Origin of the sequence: Streptacidiphilus fuscans (assembly GCF_015690355.1) — a bacterium.
In the GTDB taxonomy this organism is placed as follows: Bacteria; Actinomycetota; Actinomycetes; order Streptomycetales; family Streptomycetaceae; genus Streptacidiphilus; species Streptacidiphilus fuscans.
Genome location: NZ_JADPRT010000004.1, coordinates 410,198 through 434,811, shown reverse-complemented (window position 1 = coordinate 434,811; position 24,614 = coordinate 410,198). Strand labels below are relative to the sequence as shown.

Genomic DNA, 24,614 nt, shown 5'->3' with positions numbered 1-24,614 from the left:
CCAGCCCACGCCGTGGCCTCCGGTCGTCCTCTGCTACCTGCTGCGGAACAGGGCCACCGCCGCCGCGCCGCAGGCCGTGCCGAGGAGCGCGCCGGCCGCCACGTCGCCGGGGTAGTGGACGCCTGTGTGGACGCGGGAGTAGCCGACGGCGGTGGCGAGGAGGAAGAGGGGGACAGCCGCCGCCGGCAGGCCGGCGCTGACGGCGAAGGCGAAGGCGACCGCGGAGGCGGTGTGACCGGAGGGGAAGGACGCCGAGGCGGGCATCGGGACCTGACGGTCCGCGACGACCTCCGCGGCGGCGCGGTCGGGGCGGGGGCGGCGGACGAGCTCCTTGCCGACGAGGTTCGCGCTCGCCGAGGCCAGGCCGACGGCCGCGACACCCGTCAGCGCCGCACGGCGGCCGCGGCCGGGGCGGAGGGCGAGCAGCGCGGCGATGGTCAGCGAGATCTTGGAGTTGTCCGCCGCGCGGGACAGGCGGCGCAGGCCGGTGTCGAGCGTCGGAGTGTCGGTCGCCGCGACGGCCGCGTAGAGCGCGTGGTCGAGTTGCTGCAGGTCGTGCAGGAGCGACGAGACACGGGACGTGCCCGGGGCAACGGCCGTTTCAGCCATGGGAGTTCTCCTCCGGTGTGCTCGGGTCCTGCGCGTCCTTGGAGTCCCGCGCCTCGGCCGCCGTCCCGGCCGTCCGCGCGGCCGTGCGCGGCTGCGGCAGGGGGCGGCCCAGCGCCAGAGCGACGATGCGCCGCCAGTCCAGCGGCGGGCTGGTCACCGGCGCGCCCGGGCGGTGGCGCGGGACCCGGACCCGCAGCGCGCCCGGACGCACCGTGCAGGTGACCGGCGGCGTCATCCGCAGCGCCTCGCCGTCGACGGCCACGGCGATCGTCGGCGCGTCCGCGTGGACCACGACCTGACGTGCCGTCAGAGTCGAGAGCCCTGAGGCGCGGACGCCGAGCAGCGCGACCTCGGCCGCCTGCGCGGGACCGTCGACGCGGATGCCAAGGACGCCGAGCAGGCCCCGGTCGAGCCGGGAACGCCGCCCTGCGGTCAGCGGATCGCCGCCGGAGTACGGGTTGTTGCTGACCAGCAGCGCCTGCTGCCCGTCCAGACTGCGGTCGTCGGCACGGGCCCGCAGCCGGCCCTCGGGGTCGCCGAGCAGCAGATCGGGCAGGGCCTCCAGAGCGGTGCCCGCCTTGGCGTCCCGGTAGGCGGGGCTCTGCACGATCTCCGCGTACGCGCCGAAGGAGACCGTGTTGACGAACGGGTGCCCGGCGACGGTGCCGAGGTCGACGCGGAGCTCCTCGCCGTCCTCCAGCGCGTCCAGACAGCGGGAGGGGTCGGCGCGGTCCAGACCCAGATCCATGGCGAAGTGGTTGCGGGTCCCGGCGGAGACGACCAGGAAGGGCAGGCCGTGCTCGGCGGCGACCGCCGCGACCAGCGCCTGGGTGCCGTCGCCGCCTGCGACGCCGAGCAGGTCCGCGCCGTCGGCGACCGCCTGCCGGGCCAGCGCCGACACGTCCACCGGCCCGTCGTCCGCCGCCGACGGCTCCAGCAGGAGCACCCGCGCGCCGAGCCGTTCCGCCTTCTCGACCAGCCCGAACCGCGCGACCTTGCCGCCGCCGGAACGCGGGTTCATGATCAGCACCGGCCGCAGCGGCCGGGAGGTCCGGTGCGCGTGCATCCGCCGTGGCCGGCGGACCTGACGCAGCGCCGAGCGCGCACAGGTGAGCGCCGCGCCCCAGAGCAGCAGCGCGCCGAACGCCGCCAGCAGCAGGCCGGTGACGGCGTAGACGACCAGCACGGCGACCGGCGCACCGAGCACCACCAGCGCCCCGGCGAGCCGTCGCACGCCCCGGTGCGCCAGTGCCCACCAGGCGCCGCCCGCCGCGAGCACGAGCCCCAGCAGTCCGACGACTGGCACCAGCACGCCGTGGTGCCCGACCACCACCAGCAGCACCGCCACCGCGCCCGCCGCGCAGAGCAGGGCGAGCCGCGCCAGCGCTCGGGCCCGCGTCAGCCGGCGTCCGTCCGGGTCAGACATCGGCGCGGGCGGTGATCCGGCCGTCGGCGACGGCGGCGAGCAGCGCGGCGTGGTCGGCGGCGGTCTGGTCCGCGTAGCTGAGGGCCCATTCGGCGATCGCGCGGTCGAACGCGTTGCCGTGGCCGAGGTATCCGGCGATCGCCGCGCGGTCCCCGGAGCGCGCGTGGGCGCGGGCGAGGGTGCGACCGCAGACCTCGCCGTAGCGGGCGAGTTCAGACGCGGTCAGCTTGCCGATCTCCACGGAACCCTTCATGTCCCGCAGTTGACGCCAGTAGAAGTGCCGGCCGCCCGGTCCGGTGGCCCAGCCGAGGAAGATGTCCCCGGCCGCCTGCATCAGCCGCTGCCCGTCGACGACGCGGCGGCCCTGGTGCCGGTGGCTGCTGGGCGCGAGGTGGGCGGCGAGCACGGACTGGTCCGCCTCCTTGACCTGGAGGAAGAGCGGGTCGCCGGTCGTCGTCCCCTCCAGCAGGCCGATGAAGCAGCGGGTGCCGACGCTGCCCACGCCGACGACCTTCATCGCCGCGTCGATCAGCCGGAACCGGCCCAGCAGCGCCCGTTTCTCGTCGCTCAGACTGCGCTGGTAGTCCTCGTAGGTCTCCTGGACGAGACCCAGGTCGCGCATGCTGATCGGCTGGAGCAGCGGCGGGTCGTGCTTGATGCGCGGCTCCCCGTCCGGACCGGTCTCGGTGAGCTTCTCCAGCGCCTGGAGGCTGGTGCGGCGCCCGGCCTTGACCAGTTCGGCGCGGGCCTCGGCGCGGTTGGCCTCGCGGACGGTCTCCAGCAGGTCCGCGGTGTCCACCCGCTCGTACCAGACGTCGAGTTCGTCGCGGACGGACAGCTCGCGCATGTGCTCCCGGTAGGCCCGGGCGGCGGCGTGGGCCGCCTCGCCCGCCGCGTGGTCGGAGTCCCCGTTCTCGCGCGCGGCGACGGCGAGGCTGGCGGCGAGGCGCTTGACGTCCCACTCGAAGGGACCGGGCAGTGTCTCGTCGAAGTCGTTGAGGTCGAAGAGCAGGGTGCGCTCGGGCGAGGCGAAGAAGCCGAAGTTGGAGAGGTGCGCGTCGCCGCAGAGCTGCACGGTCAGGCCGGTGTTGGGCGAGGACGCGAGGTCCGCCGCCATGACCGCGGGCGCGCCGCGCAGGAACGCGAAGCAGGAGGAGGCCATTCGGCCGTAGCGGATCGGCACCAACTCCGGTACGCGGGCGGCGCACTGACGCTCCAGGATCGCGAGGGGGTCCGGCCGGTCCGCCGGGGCGTGCCAGGGCCCTTGCGCCGCACGCGCGACGATCTTCCGCGCGGCCCGACCGGCCTCGTGGCCCACCACGGGCTCACGGTGCGGCTCCGCGTGCTGCAGTTCGCCGTCGGTCCTCGTCATGGAGCACTCCTCCGCTGTTCCCTTACCTTGGGGGCTGCCCGGTCGCCGCGCAGGTCGAAGCCCCCCGCTCGGGTGACGGCCAGAACAGGGACCGAAATCTCGCATGCCACTCGGCGCAAACGCCCTCGACTGGACCACCGACGTGATCCGCTGAGCGCGTCCGGACGCGGTTGGGATGCGGGTCGGCCCGCCACGCAGTGAGATGGGTGGCATGTCCGAGAACTCCGTGTCCATCGCCCCGTCCGGGCAGGTCGCCCCATCAGGCAAGGTGGTTCTGGTCACCGGGGCCTCGTCCGGGATCGGCGAGGCCACGGTGCGCAGGTTGCAGGCGCTCGGCTGCACCGTCTACGCCGCCGCGCGGCGGGTGGAGCGGATGAGCGACCTCGCCGAGCTCGACCGCGTTCACGTCGTCGGGATGGACGTGACCGACCCGGAGTCCAACCGGGCCGGGGTGGAGCGGATCCTGGCCGAGGCCGGCCGGATCGACGTGCTGGTCAACAACGCCGGGTACGGCTCCTACGGCGCGGTCGAGGATGTGCCGCTGGCAGAGGCGCGGGCGCAGTTCGAGGTGAACCTGTTCGGCGCGGCCGACCTGATCCGGCGGGTGCTGCCGCAGATGCGGGCGCGGCGCAGCGGACGGATCGTCAACATCAGCTCGATGGGCGGCAGGCTCCACTCCCCGCTGGGCGGGTGGTACCACGCCACCAAGTTCGCGGTCGAGGGACTCAGCGACTGTCTGCGGCTGGAGCTGGAGCCGTTCGGCATCCAGGTGGTCGTGATCGAGCCGGGCGCGATCAAGACCGAGTGGGGTGGCATCGCCGCCGACAACCTGCTCGCGACCTCCGGCTCCGGCCCTTACGCCGGGCAGGCCAAGGCCATGGCCAAGACGTTGCGGGGCGAGCGGATCGGTTCCGGCTTCGGCTCGGGTCCCGGCGTCGTCGCCGAGGCGATCGCGCACGCGGTGCAGTCCGAGAAGCCCCGGACCCGTTACGCGATCGGCCGCGGTGCGAAGCCGCTGATCATGCTGCGCCGCGTGCTGCCCGACCGCGCCTTCGACTCCCTGATGCGCCGGGCCAACCGCCTGCCCGCACCGCCTGCCGTCGCCACCGCCGACGGCGGGGCCTGACCGCCGGTCACCACCGGCTCAGGCGCGCTCCAGCGCCCGCGCAAGCGCCCGCTCCGCGGCCGGGAGCGCGGCGGCGCGCGTCTCCGGGGCGAGGCCGAGGCGCGAGCGACGGTCCAGCAGGTCGGAGACGTCGAGTGCGCCCTCGTGGCGGACCGCGAAGAGCAGCTCGGCCATGGTCGTGTCGGTGCCGGGCGCGATCGGCTCCAGCAGGGACGCGTCGCCCTCCGCCTCGGCGACGACCGCCGCCGCCTCGGTGCCGTAGCGCTGGACCAGGCGCAGCGGGGCGTCGACCCGGGCGAGGGTGTCCCGGTCGGCCGCGCCGACCAGTGGGAGCGAGCGGGTCCGGCAGTTCGCCGCCGCCCGGCCCGACGCCGCGAGCGCCGCGTCCACGGCGTCCTCGGCCATCTGCCGGTAGGTCGTCAGCTTGCCGCCGACGACGGTGACCAGGCCGTCGGGCGCGGTCAGCACCGCGTGCTTGCGCGAGACGTCGGCGGTCCGGCCGGAGCCGGTGTCGAGCAGCGGGCGCAGGCCCGCGAAGCTGCCGATCAGGTCGTCGCGGGTGAGCGGGCGGCGCAGCGCGGTGTTGATGGTCCGCAGCAGGAAGTCGATCTCGTCCTCCGACGGCCGCGGCTCGTCCGGGATCGGGCCGGGGGCCTCCTCGTCGGTCAGGCCGACGTAGACGCGGCCGTCGGGCGCCGGGAGGGCGAAGACAAAGCGGTTGGTCTCGCCCGGGATCGGCACCGTCAGACCGGCCGTCAGTCCGCCGAACGACTCCTGGCGGAAGACCAGGTGCGTGCCGCGACTCGGCCGCAGGGTGATGTCCGGGGCCAGCTCGCCCGCCCAGACGCCCGCCGCGTTGACGACCATCCGGGCGCGCAGCCGGAAGCTCTCCCCCGTCAGCCCGTCCGTCAGCACCGCGCCGTCGCCGCGTGCCTCGCTGACGCCGCAGCGGGTCAGCACCTGCGCGCCGTGGGCGGCGGCGGTCCGCGCCAGCGCGGTCACCAGGCGGGCGTCGTCGGTCAGTTGGCCGTCCCAGAAGACCAGGCCGCCGCGCAGGCCCGCGTCGGCGACGGTCGGGGCGTAACGGAGCACCTCGGCGCGGGAGAGACGACGCGAGCGCGGCAGGCTGGACGACGGCGTGCGGGCGGCGATCCGCAGCGCGTCCCCGGCCAGGAACCCGATGCGGACCAGCGCGCTCTCGGCCGCACCGGTGCCGGGCAGCAGCGGGACGACCTGCGGCAGGGCGCGGACCAGGTGCGGGGCGGTCCGCCGCATCAGGATGCCGCGTTCGACCGCGCTCTCGTGGGCGATGCCGACGGCGCCGGAGGCGAGGTAGCGCAGCCCGCCGTGGACCAGCTTGGAGCTCCAGCGGCTGGTGCCGAAGCCGAGGTCGTGCTTCTCGGCGAGGACGACGGAGAGCCCGCGCGCGGCCGCGTCCAGCGCGACGCCCGCGCCGGTGACACCGCCGCCGACGACCAGCAGGTCGACGGCGGGGCCGGTCGCGTCCGGGCCGCTCGCGGCGCGCAGGGCGGCCAGGTCGCGGGCGCGGCGGTCGGCGTTGAGAGAGGCGTTGGGGGCGATGTTCACGCGATGGTCCTGCCTTCCGGGGCGGGCGGGTGGAACGGCGGGCGTGTGGAACAGGGAGGCGCTACACGTCGAGCGGCGCGAGGTAGCGGTCCAGCATCAGGCGCAGCTCCTCGTCGAGGCGGTCCAGCTGCTCGCCCGTGCCGTCCGCCGCGCCGACCAGGACCGGGCCGGTCAGCGTGAACGACCAGGCGGCCAGCAGCACCGAGCGGGCCAGCAGCGCGGGCTCCTCCTCGCGCACCGAGCCGTCCGCGATGCCGGCGGCCAGGGCCAGTTCCAGCAGCGCGAGCTGGTGGTCGGTGTTGGTACCGCGCCGCTTGAGCAGGTACGGCATCAGGAAGTCGGGGTCGAGCTCGATGATCGTGCGCAGCAGCGGGTGGGTGCGCACCGCGCGGATCAGGGTGACGACGCCGTCGACCAGCCGGGCCCGAGTCACGTCCTCGTGGGTGCCCTGCGGGAACGCCGACTCGGCCAGCTCCACCCAGACGCGCGTGGTCAGCGCGGCCACGACGTCGCGGACCGAGCCCCAGCGCCGGTAGAGCGTGGCGCGCGAGACGCCGGCCTGGCGGGCCAGGTCGGCCATGGTCATGCGCTGCGGACCGATCGTCAGCAGCAGCCGGTAGGCGGCCTCGAGGATGCGCTCCTCGGGGATCGCGTTGGCCGCCCTGAACTCGGGCCCGCTCGCCGGAGCACCGGCCGGACCGCTCGCTGCGCCACTCGGTGTGGGTCCGGTTCCGTCCGGCGTGTTGATTCGCTGCGACATCACATGTAGAAGTGTATCAGCACACGTTACCGCCCAGTATCCGAGGATCGCGCCCGTGACCGAGTCAGACCTTCCCGTCGTGGACTTCCACCCCTACCGCTGGGGCGATCCCGCGCACGCCACCGAACTGCCGACGTCCGCCAAGGACACGCTGGCGCTCTTCGGCGTGAAGACCCCCGAGCACGGCCCGGTCGAGCCCGTGGAGATCACCCTCCCGGCGGTGGCACTGGACGCGGAGGCGCTGGACGCCCTCGCCGCCGTGGTCGGCGCGGAGCACGTGCACACCGACCACGACGCCCGCCTCGGCCACACCCGCGGCTGGTCCACCCCCGACCTGCTGCGCCTGCGCGCGGGCGACGCCACCGACGCGCCCGACGCGGTCGCCAAGCCGGGCACCCACGACGAGGTCGTCGCGCTGCTGGACGCGTGCAGCACCCGCAACATCGCCGTGGTCCCCTACTCCGGCGGCACCTCGGTCGTCGGCGGCCTGGCCCCGCGGCGCGAGGGCTTCGCCGGGGTGGTCGCGATCGACCTCGGCCAACTGGACGCGCTGCTCGACCTCGACCCGGTCTCCCGCACCGCCACCCTGCAGGCGGGCATGCGCGGGCCGCGCGTCGAGGCGCTGCTGGGCGAGAAGGGCTTCACCCTGGGCCACTTCCCGCAGTCCTACGAGGGCGCCAGCATCGGCGGCTACGCGGCGGCCCGCTCCGCCGGGCAGTCCTCGGCGGGCTACGGACGGTTCGACGACATGGTCGTCGGCCTGGTGCTGGCCACCCCGCGCGGCACGGTGACCCTCGGCAGCGCGCCCAAGTCCGCGGCCGGGCCCGACCTGCGGCAGCTCGTGCTCGGCTCCGAGGGCACGCTGGGCGTGATCACCTCGGTCACCGTGCGGGTCCGGCCCGCCCCGGCCGAGCGGGTCTTCGAGTCCTGGCGGTTCGCCAGTTTCGAGGCGGGTGCGGACGCACTGCGCCGGCTGGTCCAGGACGGCCCCGAGCCGACCGTGCTGCGGCTGTCCGACGAGACGGAGACCGGGATCAACCTGGCCGACCCGTCGGCGATGTTCGGCAGCGGCCCCGGCGGCTGCCTGGCCGTCGTCGGCTACGAGGGCTCGGCGGCCGACGTCGCCGCGCGCCGCGCGGGAGCGACCGCCGTGCTGACCGAGGCGGGCGGCGAACTGCTCGGCCCCGACGGCGGCGAGGCCTGGCGCAAGGGCCGCTACCGCGCCCCCTACCTGCGCGACCCGCTGCTCGACGCCGGGGTGCTGATCGAGACCCTGGAGACGGTCACCTTCTGGTCCAACCTGCACGCCCTGCGCGCCGCGGTGACCACCGCGCTGACCGAGTCGCTCACCGCCCAGGGCACGGCGCCGCTGGTGCTCTGCCACATCTCGCACCTCTACGAGACCGGCGCGTCGCTCTACTTCACCGTCGCCTGCGCCCAGGCCGAGGACCCGCTGGCCCAGTGGGCCCAGGCCAAGTCCGCCGCCAACGCCGCGATCCGCGCCGCGGGCGCCGCGATCACCCACCACCACGGCGTCGGCACCGACCACCGCGACACGTACGCGCAGGAGATCGGCCCGCTGGCCGTCGACGCGCTGCGCGCCGTGAAGCAGGCGCTCGACCCGGCCGGGATCCTCAACCCCGGCGTGCTCATCGACCCCACGACGGGCGGCGACTGAGGTGGAGAAGGAGGGCGGGGTGCAATCCGACCGCGAGGCGCGCGAGTTCACCGCGATCATCAATCCGGTCTCCGGCGGCGGCCACGGCTTCGAGCACTGGCAGCCGGTTTCCGACCACCTCCGCGCGGCGGGCGCGACCGTGCGGACGATCCCGAGCCGCAGCCGCGAGCACGCCGTCGAGACGGCGCGGCAGGCCGCCGAGCGCGGCGACGTGGTGGTCGCGGTGGGCGGCGACGGAATGGCCCGCGACGCCGCCGACGGCGTGGTCCGCGGCGGCGGCACGCTCGGCCTGGTCCCGGCCGGGCGCGGCAACGACCTCGCCTGGCGGCTCGGCCTCCCCACCGACCCGGAGGGCCTGGCCCGGCTACTGCTCGACGGGACGGCTCGTCGGATCGACGTGCTGGAGGTCAACGGCGTGATCGCGCCGGGCAACGTCTACATCGGGATCGACTCGCTGGCCACGCAGATCATCAACGCCGGACGGTGGCTTCCGGCCCTGCTGGTCTACCGGGTGGCCCCGGTCCGGGCCATCCTGGGCTGGCGCGCGGCCGAGTACACCCTGGACATCGACGGCGAGCAGCTGCGCACGCGCGGCCACACCGTCGTCGTCGCCAACAGCGGCGCCTACGGCCACGGCCTGCGGATCGTGCCGCCCGCCGAGCTGGACGACGGTGTGGCGCACGTGATGGTGGTCGGCGACGGCCCGCGCAGCCAGGTCGTCTCCTTCATGCGCGAGGCCAAGCGCGGCACGCACATCGAGCGCCCCGAGGTCACCCTCGCCACCGCCCGCACGGTCACCGTCGACGCGGACCGGCCGATCCCGGTCTGCGCGGACGGCGACGAGATCGCCTCCCTCCCGGCCCGGATCGAGGTCCTCCCCGGGGCCCTGTCGCTGCTCGCGCCGTAGGGCCTGTCGTCCGACCCCCGGCCCGATCTGACGCCCTGTTCACCCGTTCGTCGCACAGCGCGGGCCGACCGCCCCCCTTCCGGGTTCTGATGCAAGGGAAGACTCCGTGATCTTGTGATCCCGGAGTCCTCCGCAGTGGCCTCAGCGGTGGGAAGGGACGGTTCTGTGAGCCTGTTGCGCGAGAACGCGGTGCTGGCGGTCTTCGCCTGCCTGACGCTCGGTTACCTGGTCGGCAAACTGCGGGTGGGCCCCATCCAACTGGGCGGGATCTGCGGCACCCTGATCGTGTCGATGCTGATCGGCGCGCAGCACGTGAAGGTCAACGCCGACGTCAAGAACGTGGCGTTCGCCCTGTTCATCTTCTCGCTCGGCTACATCGCCGGGCCGCAGTTCTTCGCCAACCTCAACGCCAAGGGGCTGCGCTTCGGCGTGCTGTCGGTGATGGAGGCCGTGCTCGTCGTCGGCATGGCCCTGGCCATCGGCAAGGGCGCGGGGCTGGACACCGGGACCGCCTCGGGCATCCTGGCCGGTTCCGCGACCGAGTCGGCCGTCGTCGGCACCGCGCAGGACGCGATCTCCAAGCTGCCCGGCATCACCCCGGCGCAGACCCAGGAGCTGCAGGCCCACGTGGCCACCGCCTACTCGGTCTGCTACCTCTTCGGCCTGATCAGCATCGTCCTGCTGACCAGCCAGTTCTTCCCGATGCTGATGCGGATCAACCTGCGTGACGCGAGCCGCCAGCTGTGGGAGAAGATGCGCGGCGGCGACGCGTCCCTGGCCGACGACGAGACGGCGGCGCTGCCCGTGCTGGTGGGGCGCACGTACCTGGTCTCCCAGGGCGAGGGCAGTTCGATCGCCGATCTGGAGGGTGCGGTCGGACAGGACGCGTCCATCGAGGGGGTCAAGCGCAGCGGCCGGGTGCTCGACGTCGCACCCGACCTGCGGCTGCGTCGCGGGGACCAGGTGCTGGTCGTCGGGCGGCGGCAGTCGGTCATCGACACCGGCCGCGACCTCGGCCCGGAGACGCCCGGGGTGCCCGGCCTGGACAGCCCCCTGACGGTCCGGCAGGTGGTGGTGACCGACAAGTCCGTCGCCGGGCACACCCTCGGGGAGATCCGCGCCCACCACATGGACGCCACCGAGGGCATCTACCTCACCGGGATCCAGCGCGTCGACCAGGACATCCCGGTGCTGCGATCGACCGAGCTGCACCGCGGCGACACCCTCACCGTCGTCGGCACCGGCGCCAAGCTGAGCCGGTTCACCGGCGCTTTCGGCGCCAAGGTCCGCACGTCCAGCGCGGACTGGATCTACATCGGGCTCGGCATCTGCCTGGGCGTGCTGCTGGGCATGGTGACGGTCAAGGTGGGCAGCGCCAACCTGGCGCTCGGCACGGGCGGCGGCTGCCTGATCACCGGCCTGATCTTCGGCTGGTTCCGGGCCACCCGGCCCACCTTCGGCGCGTACCCGCCGGTGGCCGCGCAGACGATGAAGGACCTGGGCCTGTCCATCTTCATCGCCGTGACCGGCCTGGCCGCCGGCCCGGACGCGGGCCCGCTGCTCAAGCAGTATCCGGTGCTGCTGCCGCTGTCCGGCATCGGCATGGTCCTCGTGCCCGCGTTCCTGGGCCTCTTCATCGGCCGCAAGCTGCTGAAGATCGAGCCGCCGATCCTGGTCGGCGCGATCGCGGGCCAGCAGTGCTCGACCCCGGCGATCACCGCGGTCGGCAACGTGGCCCAGTCCAGCGTGCCGATGCTGGGCTACACGATCACCTACACGCTCTCCAACTTCCTGCTGCCGATCACCGGCCCGCTCTTCGTCGGCGTCTTCGGCCTGCACGTCTGACGGCAGCCGACGGCACGGACGGCACGAACCGCACGGGCGGGCCGGGCGGCCCGCTGCCGCGCGGTCAGTCCGCGGCGGGCTTCAGAGCGGCCGGGGTGCCGAGCACCCGGTCGAGCGGGGCGTTCTGCGCCAGCACCGCGCCCGCCGCGATGCTGAAGGTGAGCGCCACGGAGATGACGATCAGCCAGGACAGGCAGGTCAGCACCAGGCCCAGCGCGCCGTACTGGTCGAGTGCGCGGTTCAGCGCGTTGGGCATGTAGACCCGGGCGGTAAGCGAGAGCCCGGTGACGCTGATCGCGCACAGCAGGGCACCCGGCAGCAACGGCAGCCAGGGCACGCGCTTGGCCAGCAGCAGGTGCTGTGTCCACCACCAGAGCGAGACGCTGAGCACGAACGTCAACGGGACACCCAGCCAGAGGCCCACGCCGAAGCCGTTCCGCACCGGGCCCTGGCAGACCAGCATCACCATCATCGCCGCGATCCAGGCCAGCCAGCGCCAGGCCGCGATCCGGGTGGAGGCCTTGCGCAGCCGCCAGGAGTCGTTGCAGATACGGGTCAGCGCCCGGCTGGCGCTGGTCGCCGCGACCACCGCCATCAGGATGCCGATGATGCCCGTGGTCTGCCGCAGCTCGCCCGCCGATCCGCTGGCGTGGAGCACCTCCTGGACCTGCTGCGCGGCGCCGCCGTGGATGCCGAAGACGGCGCGCAGCGAGTCCACCATCGTGTTCCGCACCGAGTCCGAGGCGAACGCCCCGAGCGCGAAGAGCAGCGGCACGGTGGTGATGAAGATCTGGGCGGCGAGCCGGGTCGCCGCGTCCATCAGGCCGACCGTCAGCATCCGCTCGGTCAGCGCGGTGATCACGGGGAACTGCCGCTCCAGCATCGCGAAGCGGACCTGGGCGCGGCCCTTGACCAGCCCCACACGGGCCCGCGCCCGGACCGCTCGGCCGGTGGGATCCTCGGCCGGAGGGTTCTCGTCCTCTTCGGACACGGACCCGCCCCCTTCTCGACCTGGTACCGGTCAGTCAAGATCGGCACGGCCGAGAACGCCACCGTGGCCACCCGTTCGGGTGAACGGGTGGCCACAGAGCTCACTCCGTCTCGGAGTGCTCCACGACGCGGTCGCCCAGCCGGGCACTGAGCTCGGCCAGCGCGTCAAGCCGACGCTGCAGCGGCGGGTGGGTGGAGAAGAACCGGGACACCGAGCCCTCCTCGCCGGTCAGCGCCGGGGCGAAGAGGACGGCGTTGAACGCCTGCGCGGTGCGCAGGTCCTTGCTCGGGATCTTGGCCCCGGCCCCGGTCACCTTGACCAGCGCGGAGGCGAGCGCGGACGGCTGTCCGGTGAGGATCGCCGCCGACCGGTCCGCCGCCAGCTCCCGGTACCGGGAGAGCGCGCGGATCAGCACGAAGCTCAGGGCGTAGACCGCCGCCGAGACGGCGACCACGGCCAGCACGATCATCGTGGTGTTCTGGTCCCGCCGGGCCCGGCCGCCGACCAGTCCGGTGTAGAAGCCGACCCGGACCCCGAGCCCGGCCAGCACGCCGAGGAAGGAGGCGATGGTGATCACCGCGACGTCCTTGTGCGCGATGTGCGAGAGCTCGTGGGCGAGGACACCGTCCAGCTCGTCGGGTTCCAGGCGGCGGAGCAGGCCGGTGGTCACACAGAGCACGGCGTGGTCGGCGTCGCGGCCGGTGGCGAACGCGTTCGGCAGGTCCATCCCGGCGAGCGCGATCCGCGGCTTGGGCATGTCCGCGAGGGCGCAGAGCCGGTCGACGGCGCCGTGCAGCTGCGGCGCCTCCTCCGGCGAGACCTCCTGGGCCTTCATGGCGAAGAGGGCGACGCGGTCGGAGTACCAGTACTGCGCGAAGAGAAGGCCTCCGGCGATGAGCACGACCAGCACGACCGACTTGAGCAGCGCGACGAGAACCGCCGCGAACACCACGTAGAGCAGCCCCAACAGGAACAGCACGGTCACCATGCGGACCGTCAGCTGTCGGTCTGGAGCGAAGCGGGACTTCACCATCATCGCCTCCGTCGGCACACGCGCCGTCGCGCGGTCACCATGCGGGCCACCGCGTCGGCGCTTCCAGCGTAATCCCGGTGTGCGCGCGAAGACAGAAGGTGCTCGTGTCCGTAAGCCTTCCGCAAGGGAGGCGGTCGCCGGACGGGCTCCGGACGGCGCAATCGACGGCCTACGAACGGCCCAGATGGCGCACCGTAACGAGAAGCCAACGGAGCGTCATGTTCGGATGGGCATCAGTCCGTCCGAACCCTCATGGGAGGTCTCATGCCCCGCAGCAGTCGCGGGCTTTCCAAGGTCAGCCGCGCCCGACGGTTCGCCGCCGTCGCCGCCGTCGGCGCGCTGACCGCCGTGCTGCCTTCGTTGTTCTCGCCCGCGTTCTCGCCGGCCGACGCCGCCGTCGCGAACCACCGCGTCAAGGCCGGGACCGAGCACAACGTCCCGTTCAGCACGCGCTGGTCCGCCGACATCCACGGCACGGTGACCAGCGTCGGCAACTCCGTCGTCACGTGCGACCCGCACAAGCCGAAGCGGAACAAGGACGCGCCGGACTGCCTCGTCGCCCGCGACCAGGTGCCGCCCACCACAGGGCAGCGCGCGGGGCGCAACAACGACTACTGGATGAAGTACATCAACATCGACGGACCCGGTCACCGGGACCGGCAGGGCAACCCGATCTACTCCTCCAGCTCCGCCGACTTCAAGCTGCCGCCGGGCGCGGAGGTGAAGTTCGCCAGGCTGTACTGGGGCGGCACGTACGGGATCGTGATCCCCGGCCTGCACATCAACGTGCAGAAGTCGATCAAGCAGGTCGGCTGGGTCGACTTCAGGACCCCGAACAGCCACGGCTACGTCCGGATCGACCACGACGCCGCCTTGGGCTTCGACGGCACCAACCCGGACCACAGCTACGCCACCTCCGCGGACATCACCAACCTGGTGCGCGCCGGCGGGTCCGGCACCTACGAGGTCGCCGACCTGGACGCCGCGCTGGCGGTCGACTCCTGGGGCGGCTGGTCGATGGTGGTCGGCTACCAGGACTGCAACAAGCCACTGCGCCACCTGCAGGTCTGGGACGGATACGAGCACCAGGCGATGAACTCCGGCAGGACCGTCGCGGTCTCCCTGCACGGGCTGCACACCCCCGCGAGCGGCCCGGTCGGCCTGCGACTCGGCGAGATCACCTACGACGGCGACCGCGGCTGGGCGGACCACGCCAACGTGACGCCCAACATCGGCGCCCCCTTCGCGCTGGGCGACAGCCTCAGCCCGCCGGACGACGTGCAGAACTCGGTGCTGGCCAACGACGACCCCAACGACAGCAACTACATGTGGCACCGGACGCCGGACTACCAGAACACGCTCGGCTACGACAACCACCGGTTCCTGCTGGACGGCAAGCTCGCCAACGGCACCACCGACCTGACTGTCGACTACCCGTCGACGGGTGAGGGGATCAACCCCGGCGCGATCTACGCCGTGGTGGACCTGCAGCAGCCATGACGTAACCGGGTTCCTGACGCTACGTCAGTTCGGGGGCGCGGCCGGTGTTTCTGCCGGCCGCGCCCCGACGTCTGCTTACCACATGACCGGGAGCCGCTCCGGCAGGCGCTTCATGTAGCCCGTGCGCCAGACCAGTTGCTCGATCGGCACGGCCAGCCGCAGCTCCGGCGCCATCTCGACCAGGGTCTCGACCGCGATCTCGGCGTGCTTCCTGCCGAGGGCCGTGGCCGGGCAGTAGTGCTGTCCGCCGCCGAAGGAGAGGTGGTCGGTGCTGTTGGGCCGGTCGACGTCGGCCCGGTACGGGTCGGCGAAGTGCGCCTCGTCGAAGTTGGCGCCCTCGACCAGCACCAGCACCAGCTCACCGCGACGCACCAGCACGTCGCCCAACTGCACGTCCTCCAGCGCGATCCGGGGCAGTCCGTCGCCGATGGAGAGGTTGATCCGCAGCAACTCGTCCACGGCCGCCGGGATCCGGGACGGGTCCTCGCGCAACCGCGCCCACAGCTCGGGCCGCTGGAGCAGCGAGACGCAGGCCATGGTGAGGAACCCGGCGGTGGAGACGACGCCCGCGCCGAACAGGGTCACACCGACCGTTGCCAACATCTCGTCCGTCAGGTGCGCGTAGTCCGGGTCGTCGCGCAGGGCGGCGAGCTCGGCCATCAACCCGGTGGTGGCCGGGTCGTCCAGACGCTCCGTCATGTACGCCATGTCGCGGTCCCAGTTGAGCTTGGCGCCGGTGACCGGGCAGGCCGAGTTCATGAACGCGATGTCCAGGCTGGCCGCCAGGCGCGGGCCGTCGGCGAGCGGGATGCCGAGGATGCGGCAGTGCATCGCCTCCGAGTAGGGATTGGCGAACCCCGTACGCAGGTCGACCGGAGCGCCCTCGGCGAGCAGTCCGCCGAGCAGCCAGGCGGCGTGCTCCCGCAGCCAGTCGACCAGGCCGTCGGCCTTGGGGTTGATCGCCTTGAGCACGGCCTTGCGCAGTCCGACGCCGGTGATGTTGCCCATGTTGTTGACGACCTCGGGCGGGATCGTCAGCGCGTACTGCCGCGGCGCGCCCGGTGCGGAGGTGTCCTTGAGGCTGAACCGCCGGTCCTCCAGCACCTGCCGGCACAGCGCGTAGGAGGAGACCAGCCAGGCCGGGGCTCCGGCGATGGTGCGCACCCGGCGGACCGGCTCGGCCCGCAACTCCGCGATCTCGTCGGGCAGTCGGTCACCGCGCCAGGAGAAGGGGAAGGCCGGCAGTGCGTCGACATCCAGGTCGTCGCCAAGGTCGGGGGCAGAGGCGAGGGCGGAGGCGAGGGCGTCCACGGTCATCGGTCGTCTCCTGCGTGAGTAGGGGCAGCGGCGGCAGCGGACGCGTCTGGCGTCGAGGCCGGCTGGACGGAAGGGAGAGGCTGCGCGGACGGGACCGGCTCGACAACGGGCGCGACGGGCGCGACCGGCTCGACCGGCTCGACCGGCGTGACGATCGCGTGGCCCTGGTTGCGGGAGGCGCGCAGGCCGTGGCCGCGCGAGTAGAGCAACTCGGCCAGCGGCAGCAGCTGGTGGTAGCAGTTGAGCGAGGAAGGCACGCCCAGGATCGCGGGGCTGTCCAGGAAGAGCGGGGCCTCCGCGCAGATGTAGCGCAGGCAGATCTCGCGCTGCTCGGGCGTGCCGGTCTGGCCGCCCAGCACCTTGGCCGCAAGGAAGCGGCCGACCAACTCGTCGATCACGCCCCGGAACTCGTCGTCCCGCTCCAGGCGTCCCCAGAGCTGGTCGTGGATCTGACGGTAGGCCGGATTGGCGCGTAAGTCCGACATGGCGTGGGCGCGGATCCGGTCCCCGCCGTCGTCCGCCAGACCGGCCAGACCGGCGCGGGCCTCCTCGACCGCGTTGTGCACCTTCGCTCTCACCCCGCGCAGGTTCTTGACGGCCTTTCGGCGGGCGTCGTCCGGGGTGTAGCCGAGGGCCTCGTACATCTCCGCGACGTACAGGTCCGTGTACACCAGGTCGACCCGGCGGAAGTGGTCCACGCCCCATTGGGCCAGGTCGTTGACGCGCTGGGCTGAGAAGTAGCTGTTCCCCGGGGAGATCCCGATCACCGCATGGTCGCCGTCCGCCTCGATCAGGGCGCAGTGGGGCGTATACGGACTGACGTGGAACAAGGTTCTGGTCGCTGTCTGCAAGTGGAGAGCGTCCTTTGCGTCGCGAGTCCCGATGGAGCCTTGTGCTCCTGGTGTGGCGACAGCACGTGCAGTCAACATCCGAACACGGAGGGTGTCAACGAGGTGTCCCAGCACGCGAGATGAACACGATATGAACCGGGGCGCGAGCGACGGGACGGGCTGGAACCGGCCCGGGCGTCATGGCGGCGTCAAGAGCTCGGCCGGACCCGTCAACATGACGTCAGCGCGAACCCGCAGGTCGGCGACGTGGTGTTGGATCGAGCGGGGGTCGTCGGGGCACCCCCTCGGTACCTCGCACCCTCGGAACCACCGCGCCCCATCCCGGAAGGACACTCGCGTGTCGGTCAGTTACCTGCGCGCACACCGCCTGCAGCAGCACCGAACGGGCCCTGCGGCGATCATTCCGCCGCACCTCGTCCCGCTGCCACCCGCACCGGGACCCCTGCCGTCCGGGCCCGCCCCGAGGATCCAACCCGTCACCGTCGACCCGTTGCGTCGCACGGCAGTTGCGGGCGGAGAGCCGTTGGCGCTGACCAAGGTCGAGTTCGACCTGCTGGCCCATCTGGTCTCCCGCCCCCACCAGGTCTTTACCCGCGACCAGCTCATCGAGGCCGTCTGGCACCAACCCGCCATCGGCGACGGGCGCACGGTCGACGTCCACGTGGTCCGGCTGCGTCGCAAGCTCGGGCAGCGCTTCCGCGCCATGCTGGTCACGGTGCGCGGTGTCGGCTACAAGTACGAGCCGCTGGCCTGCTGACCGACCCGGCCACCGCGATCGCGCGGCCGGCTCCCGTCGCGCCGCCAAGGCCGCGACAAGAGCGGGCCGCGCGCCGTAAGGCGGATGTCAGGAATTGCCACCCGGCGTCGCCCGCCTTCACGTAGTCAGCCGCCCTCCGGCGGGTCGAACCGAGGTACTCCTGGCATCCCGAGCGGTTCGTTCTTCGCCAGCTCCTGCAACGCCCGGTAGCGCCGCATCACGTCCTCGCGGTCGGCGGCCTCGGGGACCGAGGCGTTGCAGGAGGCGACGATCAGGTCCGCCTGCTCCAGCAGCAGGTCGCGGCGGTCCGCAGTGCCGGCGCGCTCCATCAGCTTGGCCAGCGCGTCGAGTTGACGGATCATCACGGCGGGCATGCCGACGCCGCCCTGCCGGATCTTCTCGAAGGCGCGCTGCACCAACCGCTCGTAGGAGGCCTGGTAGGCGATGAGCCGTACGTAGCCCTCGGTGTCGCGGTGCACCCGCTGCTGGTGCCAGCCGGGACCGATCCGGCACAGGGACTCCCCCAGCCAGTCGATGCAGGTCAGCGCGGTGAACGTGTCGTTGACGGCGGCGGACAGCGCCCGGATGGCGATCTCGACCAGTTGGTCGACGCCGAACGAGATGTCCTGCGTCAGCGTCCGGTACGGCCCGGTGACCTGGCCCCGGTCCAGCCCCGCCTCGACCCTGGGCGCCGCCTCCGGCGGCCAGACCAGGGCGAGCGGGCTGCCCTGGACCAGGAAGTGGCCCGGCCGGTTGAGCAGGTGGACGACGGCGTGCGACTCGTGCGCGATGGCGATCAACCGGTCGTGGCGCAGGTACTGGAGGTAGCCGGGCTCGGGGGTGAGCACGGGTGCGCCCTCGGTGGCCATCCGTTCCAGCAGTTCGCGGGGCGAGAGCCCGCGCTCCCGGCCGCCCACGCCGACCGCGTCGCCGGTGCCCTCCTGCTCGATCGCCCGGGCCAGCTCGCGGGCGATGTCCGCGATGACATGCGGCAGTTGGATGACCCGGGCGATGTGGTTGATGAAGTAGATCAGCATGGCCAGGTCGGCCAGGGTGAGCGCCAACGCCACGGTGACGGAGAGGTGCGGGACGAAGTCCCCGTGCGGGCCGGGGCTGATCGCGACCAGGACCAGCATGGTGTAGAGGAAGGTCGCGACGAAGGTACCAAGCGTCAACTGCGTGCCGCGGTCCCGGATGAAGTTGCGCAGCATCCGGGGGCCGAACTGGGTCGACGCCAGCGTCAGCGCCACGATGGTGATGGAGAAGACCAGGCCGGCCACCGTGATGATCGCGGCGGCGATGGTGCTCAGCACCTGCCGCGCGCCGTCGGCGCTGCCGCTCAACACCCAGGAGGGGAAGTGCAGTCCGCCGTTGTAGGCGACCCGGTCCAGCTTGAGCGTGCCCGCGAAGAGCACCGCGGCGACCGCCGCCTCCAGCGCGGGGACCAGCCAGAGGTTGGTGCGCAGCCGCTCTCTGCGCCAGTCGTGGACGCGGAACCGGTAGCGGAACTGCGCGGGCATGTGTCACTCACTCCAGGCCGAATCGTCGCGACGGCCTGTTCCCGTCTCCGGGACGGGACCGCGCGTTGCCGACCAGACTTCCCGGCTCACCTGGCGCGAGCTTAGCCCGTCCGGGTGAGTGCGGCATTTCGGCCATTGACCGCCCAGGTTTCTCCCAGACCTGGCTCCAGGCCTGGCTCCGGATCCGGCTCCGGGCCCGGCTCCAGGGCCTCGCATGATGGGCCTGTTCATGTCTCGATGGGGATCCGCAGGCGGCAGATCACGGCGTCGGTGTTGCGGCGCAGGGCCAGGTCGAGGATCGGCCCGCGCTGGTTCTGCAGCAGGCGTTGCCAGGGGTGCGTCAGCTGCATCTCCGGGATCAGCACCACCAGCCGGTCGTGCGCGTCCTCGCGCTCGACCTCGTGGACGTAGTCGACCACCGGCCGGGTCAGCGACCGCGTCGGGCTGCGCAGGATGATCAGCGGCACGTCCGGCTGCCAGGCGAGCCAGCTCTCGCGCATCCGGGCCTCGGTAGCCTCGATGTCCGAGCCGGTGTCGGTGTCGGTGTGCGGGTCGTCCGGATGGCTGTCGTCGACGTGCACGACGGTGATCGCGCGGACCTCGTCGCCGAGCGAGAGCGCGGCGCTGATCGCCTCCTCGGTGAGCAGGTTGACGGCCCCGACCGGGACCAGCACCAGCGACCGCCGCGCCTCCGGATGCGCGGGCCGCTCGCCCAGATGCAGCGCCGCGCCGATCCGCTGGTAGCTGCGGTGCACCCACTCGAAGATCGCCACCAGCACCGCGACCGCCAGGAAGACCAGCCAGCCGCCCTCGCGGAACTTGGACAGCAGCTCGATCACCGTCGCCGCCGCCGTCAGCACCGCGCCGACGCCGTTGAGCAGCGCCCGCCCCTGCCAGCCCGGCGGGCGTTCCAGCCGCCAGTGCACCACCATCCCCGCCTGGGAGAGGGTGAAGCCGATGAAGACGCCGATCGCGAAGACCGGCACCAGCGTCTGGGTGTTCCCCTGGGCGATCACCAGCAGCACCAGCGCCGCTCCGGCCAGCACCAGGACGCCGTGCCGGTAGACCTGCCGGTCGGCGCGCAGCGCGAAGGCGTGCGGCAGGTGGTTGTCCCTCGCCAGCAGCGAGGTCAGCACCGGCATGCCGCCGAAGGAGGTGTTGGCGGCGAGCGCCAGCAGCACCACCGTGGCGAACTGGACGACGAAGAAGCCGATGTTGTGCCCGAAGGACGCCTCGGTCAGCTGCGCCAGCACGGTCTTGGTCGGGTTGGGTGCGACGTGGAACTTCCGGATCAGCAGCGACAGGCCGATCAGCATGGTGCCCAGCAGCAGGCCCAGCCCGACCTCGGTCCGCTGGGCCCGCTTGACGCGCGGGGTGCGGAAGGTGGGGACGGCGTTGGCGATGGCCTCGACGCCGGTCAGCGCGGAACAGCCGGACGCGAACGCGCGCAGCAGGAGCAGCACGCCGACCGTCCCGGTCGCGGTGGCGGACGGGTGGGTCGGCTCGGTGGCCGGGGTGGAGCGGACGAGGCCGAACAGGATCACGGCGTAGATGGCGACGATGAAGACCACGGTGGGCGCGATCAGCACCCTGGCGGACTCGGCCACGCCGTAGAGGTTGAGCCCGGTGATCAGCGCCAGCACCCCGACGCAGATCCAGACGCGGTCGCCGTACAAGCCGGGGAACGCCGAGGTGAGCGCCGCCACACCGGCCGAGACGGAGACGGCCACGTTGAGCACGTAGTCGATGATCAGCGACGCCGCCGCGACCAGGCTGACCCGGCGCCCCAGATGCCGCCCGGCGACCGCGTACGCGCCACCGCCGTTGGGGAAGGCCGCGATGACCTGGCGGTAGGAGAGGGTCAGCGCGGTCAGCAGCACGACGATGGCCAGCGTCACCGGCAGCGTGTAGTCGAGCGCCTGCGCCCCGGCCGTGGCCAGCACCACCACGATCGCCTCGGGCCCGTACGCCACCGAGGCGAGCGCGTCGAGGGAGAGCGCCGCGATGCCCTGAGAGACGGTCAGCCGGTCCCGCTCACGGCCGCGACCGGCGCTCTTGTCCGTGTCGGCGACAGGACCCTGAGCCACGCGTGCACCTCCCAGGGTCCTTCGGCGGACGTCCTTGGACCAGGATGCGGCGCGGGATGCACCGGCGACAGCCAAGCACGGCGGGAATCGGCCGAACGGACCTCACCAGCGGCGAGCGAGCGGTAGCGGACGGGCGGTGGCCAACGAACGGCGGCGGACGCGCGGTGGCCAGCGGGTGACGGCCAACCCCCGGCAGTGAGTTTCGATCTTCCCGCCCGGCGGCGCCGAACCGCCGGATATCGTCAGGAACATGGCACACATCCTGATCGAGGAGAACTTCCAGCAGATCGACGGCCAGGACATGGAGGGCCTGCTCGAAGCGCTCAACCGGCTCGGCCTCGACGCCGAGCCGACCGGACCCCGGACCAGCCTGCACCGACACGGTTGGGTCCTCGTGCTGCACTGCCTCGACGACCAGGCCCGCACCATCACCGAGCCCGCCAACGCCGCCGCCTTCGGCCTGACTGTCCGTCAGATCTTCGGCACCCCACGGCCCGCCGACCCGGTGGGCGGCACGGCGGGACGGCGGACCCTGCCCGACCGGATCGACGTCCGGGACCGGGACCGGGATCTCATCGCCTCCTTGCCGATCCCACCCCAGGCCTGACCCCCTCCGTGCCCAGCCCCGAGGGGAGCCCCTCGGGGCTTCCTCACGTCCCGCCAGACCTGCCGGTCGCCGACCGGCCGCGAGTTGCTGTCCCGTCAGGGCCTACGGCAGGTGCCCCGGGCGGTGGCGGCCGGACCACTCCGGCTCGAAGCGGGCCCAGGCCTCGCCCCAGGCGCGCTCGTCGCGGCGGTCGTAGCGGCGGCGCAGCGTCCAACCCGCCGTCAGGACCAGTCCGCCGCAGGCCAGGAACGCCATGCCGCCGACGAAGAGTGCCTCCAGTACCAGCTCGGCCCCGGTCGCGGGCGGGACCACCTGGTCGCCGTGCCGGTCGACCCAGACACGGACCGGCGTGCCCGCCGGGCGTCCGACCGGGACCAGGGCGAAGCCCTTGTGGACCGTGCCCGCCGGGTCGTCCCAGCTGACGGCGGTCTCCACCGGGCCGGGGTAGACGCCGCGCAGCGGCTTGCCCGAGGGGTCGAGCGGCTGCGCCGCCACGGCGACCGTACGCGCCGTCAGCGCGTGGTCGGCGCCGCGCGTGTCGGCGGCGGACTGGGCGGTCGTCCGCTCCGCCGAGGCTGCGAGGAAGCAGGCGAGCACGAAGCAGACCGCCATCAGGTAGGGCACCGCTCTCCGCACCCGGGCGCGCGCCCGGTCGGTGTCCCTGAGCAGCGGGTTCGGCCGCGCGGGCAGAGCGGGCAGAGCAGCCAGGGCGGGCAGGACCCCGGACGGCGTCCGCACCGCGCGGCCGGGGCCGCGGAGCGCCCGGTGGACCAGCAGACCCGCCGCGGCCGCGCCCAGCAGCAGTGCGAGCCGCTGCACGTCCGGTCCGCCCTCCCAGGTCAGCCGGGCGTTGCGGTGGACGAAGAACCCGTCGTAGAAGAGCCAGCATGTGGCCGCGACCAGCGGCACCGAGCGCGCCGTCGCGATGGTCCCCAACCACGCCGCCACCACCGCGAACCCGCCCAGGGTCGCGCCCAGATGACGGTCACCGCCCAGCTCCCCCGCGAGCAGCGTGAACACGCCCGCACCGAGGAACGCCCACCCCCAGACGACCCCGTCGTCCTGGGCTCCCCCGCGTCCTGTCGGCCGCACGTCCTGACCTCCGCCCCGATGTGCCGCAACCCCGTCGGAGAGTCCAACGGGGTTGCGGCGGGAGAGGTTTCACCCGGTGGCGTTACCCGGCTCACAGCCGACGTCGTACGTCGCGGGGTTGACGGCTCACAACCCGACGTCACGGCTCCGGACGTCGGCCAGCGACTCGCGGCGTACCAGCAGCCGTGCGGAGCCGCCGGTCACCGCGACCACCGGCGGGCGGCCCACCAGGTTGTAGCCGGAGGCCATCGACACCTGGTAGGCCCCGGACGCCGGCACCGCCAGCAGGTCCCCGGGACGGATGTCCGCGGGTAGCGGCACGCCGGAGGCGATGATGTCGCCGGCCTCGCAGTGCCGCCCGACCACGTGCGCGGGGCGCAACTCCGCGCTCGCCTCGCGCCCGATCAGCCGCGGCGAGTAGCGGACGCCGTAGAGCGCGGGGCGCGGGTTGTCGCTCATCCCGCCGTCGACGGCGACGAAGGTGTGCCGCGCAGCAGCACCGGTTGCGCCGGAACCCTCACCGCCGTGCTTGACCGAGAGCACCCGGTAGACCGCCACCCCGGCCGGTCCGACGATCGCGCGTCCGGGCTCCAGCAGCAGCTTCGGCACCGGCAGGTCCACGGTCGCGCACGAGGCCCGCAGCTCCGCCTGGACGCGGACGGCCAGCGTCCGCAGGTCGAGTGCCTCCTCGCCGGGGCGGTAGGCGATGCCGTGGCCGCCGCCGAGGTCCAGCTCGGGCAGGACGACGCCGTGCGCCTGCCGTGCCCAGGACATCATGCCGACCATCCGCCGCACGGCCTGCACGAACGGCTTGACGCTGGTGATCTGGGAGCCGAGGTGGCAGTGCAGCCCGACCAGCTCCAGGCGCGGCTGCTCCAGCACCCGGGCGACCGCGAGCTGCGCGGTGCCGTCGGTGCTGGCCAGGCCGAACTTCTGGTCGACGGTGCCGGTCCGGATCGCCGGGTGCGCGCCGGCGGCGATGCCGGGCGCGATCCGCAGCAGCACCTTCTGCCGGCTGCCGTGCGGGACCAGCGCGGCGATCCGGGCGATCTCGGCGGGCGAGTCGATGACGATCCGCCCGACGCCCAGCCGCAGCGCGGCCTCCAGCTCGTCGGGGCTCTTGGCGTTGCCGTGCAGGATCATGTGCTCGGTCGGGAAGCCGGTGGTCACGGCCAGTTCCAGCTCGCCGCGCGAGCAGACGTCCAGGCCCAGGCCCTCCTCCGCGGCCCAGTGGGCCATGGCCCGGCAGAGGAACGCCTTGGCGGCGTAGTGGATCTCCGCCTCCGGGAAGGCCTCCCGGTAGGCGTGGCAGCGGGCCCGGATCTCGTCCTCGTCCAGCAGGTAGACCGGGGTGCCGAAGCGGTCGGCGGCCTCGGTGAGCGAGACGCCGCCGACGGTCAGGTCCCCGTGCGGCGCGGGCCGCGTGGAGGCGGGCCACGGGCCGAGCCACGAGTCGTCCGGGGCCACCGCGACGCTGGGCGGGAGAACGGTGGCGGGTGGGAGAGCGGTGCCGGTCGGGAGAACGGTGGTGGTCATGGCGGTGGTCCTC

General features: G+C 73.0%; 20 protein-coding genes. 7 read left to right on the top strand and 13 right to left on the bottom strand.

Annotated elements, in window-relative coordinates:
• Positions 1-33: 33 nt before the first annotated feature.
• From I2501_RS12620 to I2501_RS12610, 3 genes are read right to left on the bottom strand one after another with little or no spacing between them, the layout of a single operon-like run.
• On the bottom strand, positions 34-609 hold the full coding sequence (locus I2501_RS12620) for a phosphatase PAP2 family protein (RefSeq protein ID WP_196194005.1): 576 nt from the start codon (positions 607-609) through the stop codon (positions 34-36).
• Positions 602-2,035, bottom strand: coding sequence for a diacylglycerol/lipid kinase family protein (locus I2501_RS12615; protein ID WP_196194004.1), 1,434 nt, complete (start codon positions 2,033-2,035; stop codon positions 602-604). The genes I2501_RS12620 and I2501_RS12615 overlap by 8 nt, the downstream gene beginning before the upstream one ends.
• Positions 2,028-3,407, bottom strand: a complete 1,380-nt coding sequence (locus I2501_RS12610; RefSeq protein ID WP_196194003.1) for a DUF2252 domain-containing protein — start codon at positions 3,405-3,407, stop codon at positions 2,028-2,030. Before I2501_RS12610 ends, I2501_RS12615 begins: the two co-directional genes overlap by 8 nt.
• A 211-nt stretch (positions 3,408-3,618) precedes the next feature.
• On the opposite strand from I2501_RS12610, the gene I2501_RS12605 reads away from it, so the two are divergent.
• Complete coding sequence (locus tag I2501_RS12605; protein WP_196194002.1) at positions 3,619-4,533, top strand: oxidoreductase; 915 nt, start codon at positions 3,619-3,621, stop codon at positions 4,531-4,533.
• Positions 4,534-4,551: 18 nt separating this feature from the next.
• Here I2501_RS12605 and I2501_RS12600 read toward each other — a convergent pair whose 3' ends face one another.
• Positions 4,552-6,120, bottom strand: coding sequence for a glycerol-3-phosphate dehydrogenase/oxidase (locus tag I2501_RS12600; protein ID WP_196194001.1), 1,569 nt, complete (start codon positions 6,118-6,120; stop codon positions 4,552-4,554).
• A gap of 61 nt (positions 6,121-6,181) precedes the next feature.
• Positions 6,182-6,880: a TetR/AcrR family transcriptional regulator gene (locus tag I2501_RS39230; RefSeq protein WP_196194000.1), complete on the bottom strand. Its 699-nt coding sequence runs from the start codon at positions 6,878-6,880 to the stop codon at positions 6,182-6,184.
• A 55-nt stretch (positions 6,881-6,935) separates the two neighbouring features.
• On the opposite strand from I2501_RS39230, the gene I2501_RS12590 reads away from it, so the two are divergent.
• The 3 genes from I2501_RS12590 (at position 6,936) to aspT (ending at position 11,310) form a co-directional block, all read left to right on the top strand.
• Positions 6,936-8,558, top strand: a complete 1,623-nt coding sequence (locus tag I2501_RS12590) for an FAD-binding oxidoreductase (RefSeq protein WP_328806334.1) — start codon at positions 6,936-6,938, stop codon at positions 8,556-8,558.
• Between the two features lie 19 nt (positions 8,559-8,577).
• Positions 8,578-9,465: a diacylglycerol/lipid kinase family protein gene (locus I2501_RS40580; RefSeq protein ID WP_196193999.1), complete on the top strand. Its 888-nt coding sequence runs from the start codon at positions 8,578-8,580 to the stop codon at positions 9,463-9,465.
• Between the two features lie 165 nt (positions 9,466-9,630).
• Positions 9,631-11,310: an aspartate-alanine antiporter gene (gene aspT / locus I2501_RS12580; protein ID WP_196193998.1), complete on the top strand. Its 1,680-nt coding sequence runs from the start codon at positions 9,631-9,633 to the stop codon at positions 11,308-11,310.
• 64 nt (positions 11,311-11,374) lie between these two features.
• Here aspT and I2501_RS12575 read toward each other — a convergent pair whose 3' ends face one another.
• Together I2501_RS12575 and htpX are read right to left on the bottom strand one after the other, a co-directional pair.
• The gene (locus tag I2501_RS12575) at positions 11,375-12,301 is read right to left on the bottom strand and encodes a YhjD/YihY/BrkB family envelope integrity protein (RefSeq protein ID WP_328806333.1); all 927 of its coding nucleotides are present in this window, start codon (positions 12,299-12,301) and stop codon (positions 11,375-11,377) included.
• Between the two features lie 100 nt (positions 12,302-12,401).
• The gene (gene htpX, locus I2501_RS12570; RefSeq protein WP_196194153.1) at positions 12,402-13,331 is read right to left on the bottom strand and encodes a zinc metalloprotease HtpX; all 930 of its coding nucleotides are present in this window, start codon (positions 13,329-13,331) and stop codon (positions 12,402-12,404) included.
• Positions 13,332-13,598: 267 nt separating this feature from the next.
• Between htpX and I2501_RS12565 the strand changes: the two genes are divergently transcribed.
• Positions 13,599-14,834: a hypothetical protein gene (locus I2501_RS12565; protein WP_196193997.1), complete on the top strand. Its 1,236-nt coding sequence runs from the start codon at positions 13,599-13,601 to the stop codon at positions 14,832-14,834.
• A gap of 75 nt (positions 14,835-14,909) precedes the next feature.
• Here I2501_RS12565 and I2501_RS12560 read toward each other — a convergent pair whose 3' ends face one another.
• Entirely contained in the window at positions 14,910-16,151 is a 1,242-nt protein-coding gene (locus I2501_RS12560) for a cytochrome P450 (protein ID WP_196193996.1), read from the bottom strand.
• Positions 16,148-17,002 (bottom strand): cyclodityrosine synthase, encoded by an 855-nt coding sequence (locus I2501_RS12555; RefSeq protein ID WP_236046159.1) that lies wholly within the window; start codon positions 17,000-17,002, stop codon positions 16,148-16,150. Before I2501_RS12555 ends, I2501_RS12560 begins: the two co-directional genes overlap by 4 nt.
• 337 nt (positions 17,003-17,339) lie before the next feature.
• Between I2501_RS12555 and I2501_RS39215 the strand changes: the two genes are divergently transcribed.
• Positions 17,340-17,759 (top strand): winged helix-turn-helix domain-containing protein, encoded by a 420-nt coding sequence (locus tag I2501_RS39215; RefSeq protein WP_408022727.1) that lies wholly within the window; start codon positions 17,340-17,342, stop codon positions 17,757-17,759.
• 125 nt (positions 17,760-17,884) lie between these two features.
• On the opposite strand, the gene I2501_RS12545 is transcribed toward I2501_RS39215, so the two are convergent.
• Together I2501_RS12545 and I2501_RS12540 are read right to left on the bottom strand one after the other, a co-directional pair.
• Entirely contained in the window at positions 17,885-19,279 is a 1,395-nt protein-coding gene (locus tag I2501_RS12545) for a DUF2254 domain-containing protein (protein WP_196193993.1), read from the bottom strand.
• Positions 19,280-19,506: 227 nt separating this feature from the next.
• Positions 19,507-21,366, bottom strand: coding sequence for an APC family permease (locus I2501_RS12540; RefSeq protein WP_196193992.1), 1,860 nt, complete (start codon positions 21,364-21,366; stop codon positions 19,507-19,509).
• A 250-nt stretch (positions 21,367-21,616) separates the two neighbouring features.
• Here I2501_RS12540 and I2501_RS12535 point away from each other — a divergent pair, with 250 nt between their 5' ends.
• The gene (locus I2501_RS12535) at positions 21,617-21,973 is read left to right on the top strand and encodes a hypothetical protein (protein ID WP_196193991.1); all 357 of its coding nucleotides are present in this window, start codon (positions 21,617-21,619) and stop codon (positions 21,971-21,973) included.
• Between the two features lie 102 nt (positions 21,974-22,075).
• Here I2501_RS12535 and I2501_RS12530 read toward each other — a convergent pair whose 3' ends face one another.
• Positions 22,076-23,065: an Rv1733c family protein gene (locus tag I2501_RS12530; RefSeq protein WP_196193990.1), complete on the bottom strand. Its 990-nt coding sequence runs from the start codon at positions 23,063-23,065 to the stop codon at positions 22,076-22,078.
• Between the two features lie 126 nt (positions 23,066-23,191).
• A complete protein-coding gene (gene lysA / locus I2501_RS12525) occupies positions 23,192-24,601 on the bottom strand; it encodes a diaminopimelate decarboxylase (protein ID WP_196193989.1) in 1,410 nt (469 codons plus the stop codon).
• Between the last annotated feature and the right edge of the window lie 13 nt (positions 24,602-24,614).

Coding starts and splice junctions, on each gene's coding strand:
- I2501_RS12535 (WP_196193991.1), top strand. CDS start 21,617: ATGGCACACATCCTGATCGAGGAGAACTTCCAGCAGATCGACGGCCAG.
- I2501_RS12565 (WP_196193997.1), top strand. CDS start 13,599: ATGCCCCGCAGCAGTCGCGGGCTTTCCAAGGTCAGCCGCGCCCGACGG.
- I2501_RS12545 (WP_196193993.1), bottom strand. CDS start 19,279: ATGCCCGCGCAGTTCCGCTACCGGTTCCGCGTCCACGACTGGCGCAGA.
- I2501_RS12605 (WP_196194002.1), top strand. CDS start 3,619: ATGTCCGAGAACTCCGTGTCCATCGCCCCGTCCGGGCAGGTCGCCCCA.
- I2501_RS12610 (WP_196194003.1), bottom strand. CDS start 3,407: ATGACGAGGACCGACGGCGAACTGCAGCACGCGGAGCCGCACCGTGAG.
- I2501_RS39230 (WP_196194000.1), bottom strand. CDS start 6,880: ATGTCGCAGCGAATCAACACGCCGGACGGAACCGGACCCACACCGAGT.
- I2501_RS12560 (WP_196193996.1), bottom strand. CDS start 16,151: ATGACCGTGGACGCCCTCGCCTCCGCCCTCGCCTCTGCCCCCGACCTT.
- I2501_RS12620 (WP_196194005.1), bottom strand. CDS start 609: ATGGCTGAAACGGCCGTTGCCCCGGGCACGTCCCGTGTCTCGTCGCTC.
- I2501_RS12615 (WP_196194004.1), bottom strand. CDS start 2,035: ATGTCTGACCCGGACGGACGCCGGCTGACGCGGGCCCGAGCGCTGGCG.
- lysA (WP_196193989.1), bottom strand. CDS start 24,601: ATGACCACCACCGTTCTCCCGACCGGCACCGCTCTCCCACCCGCCACC.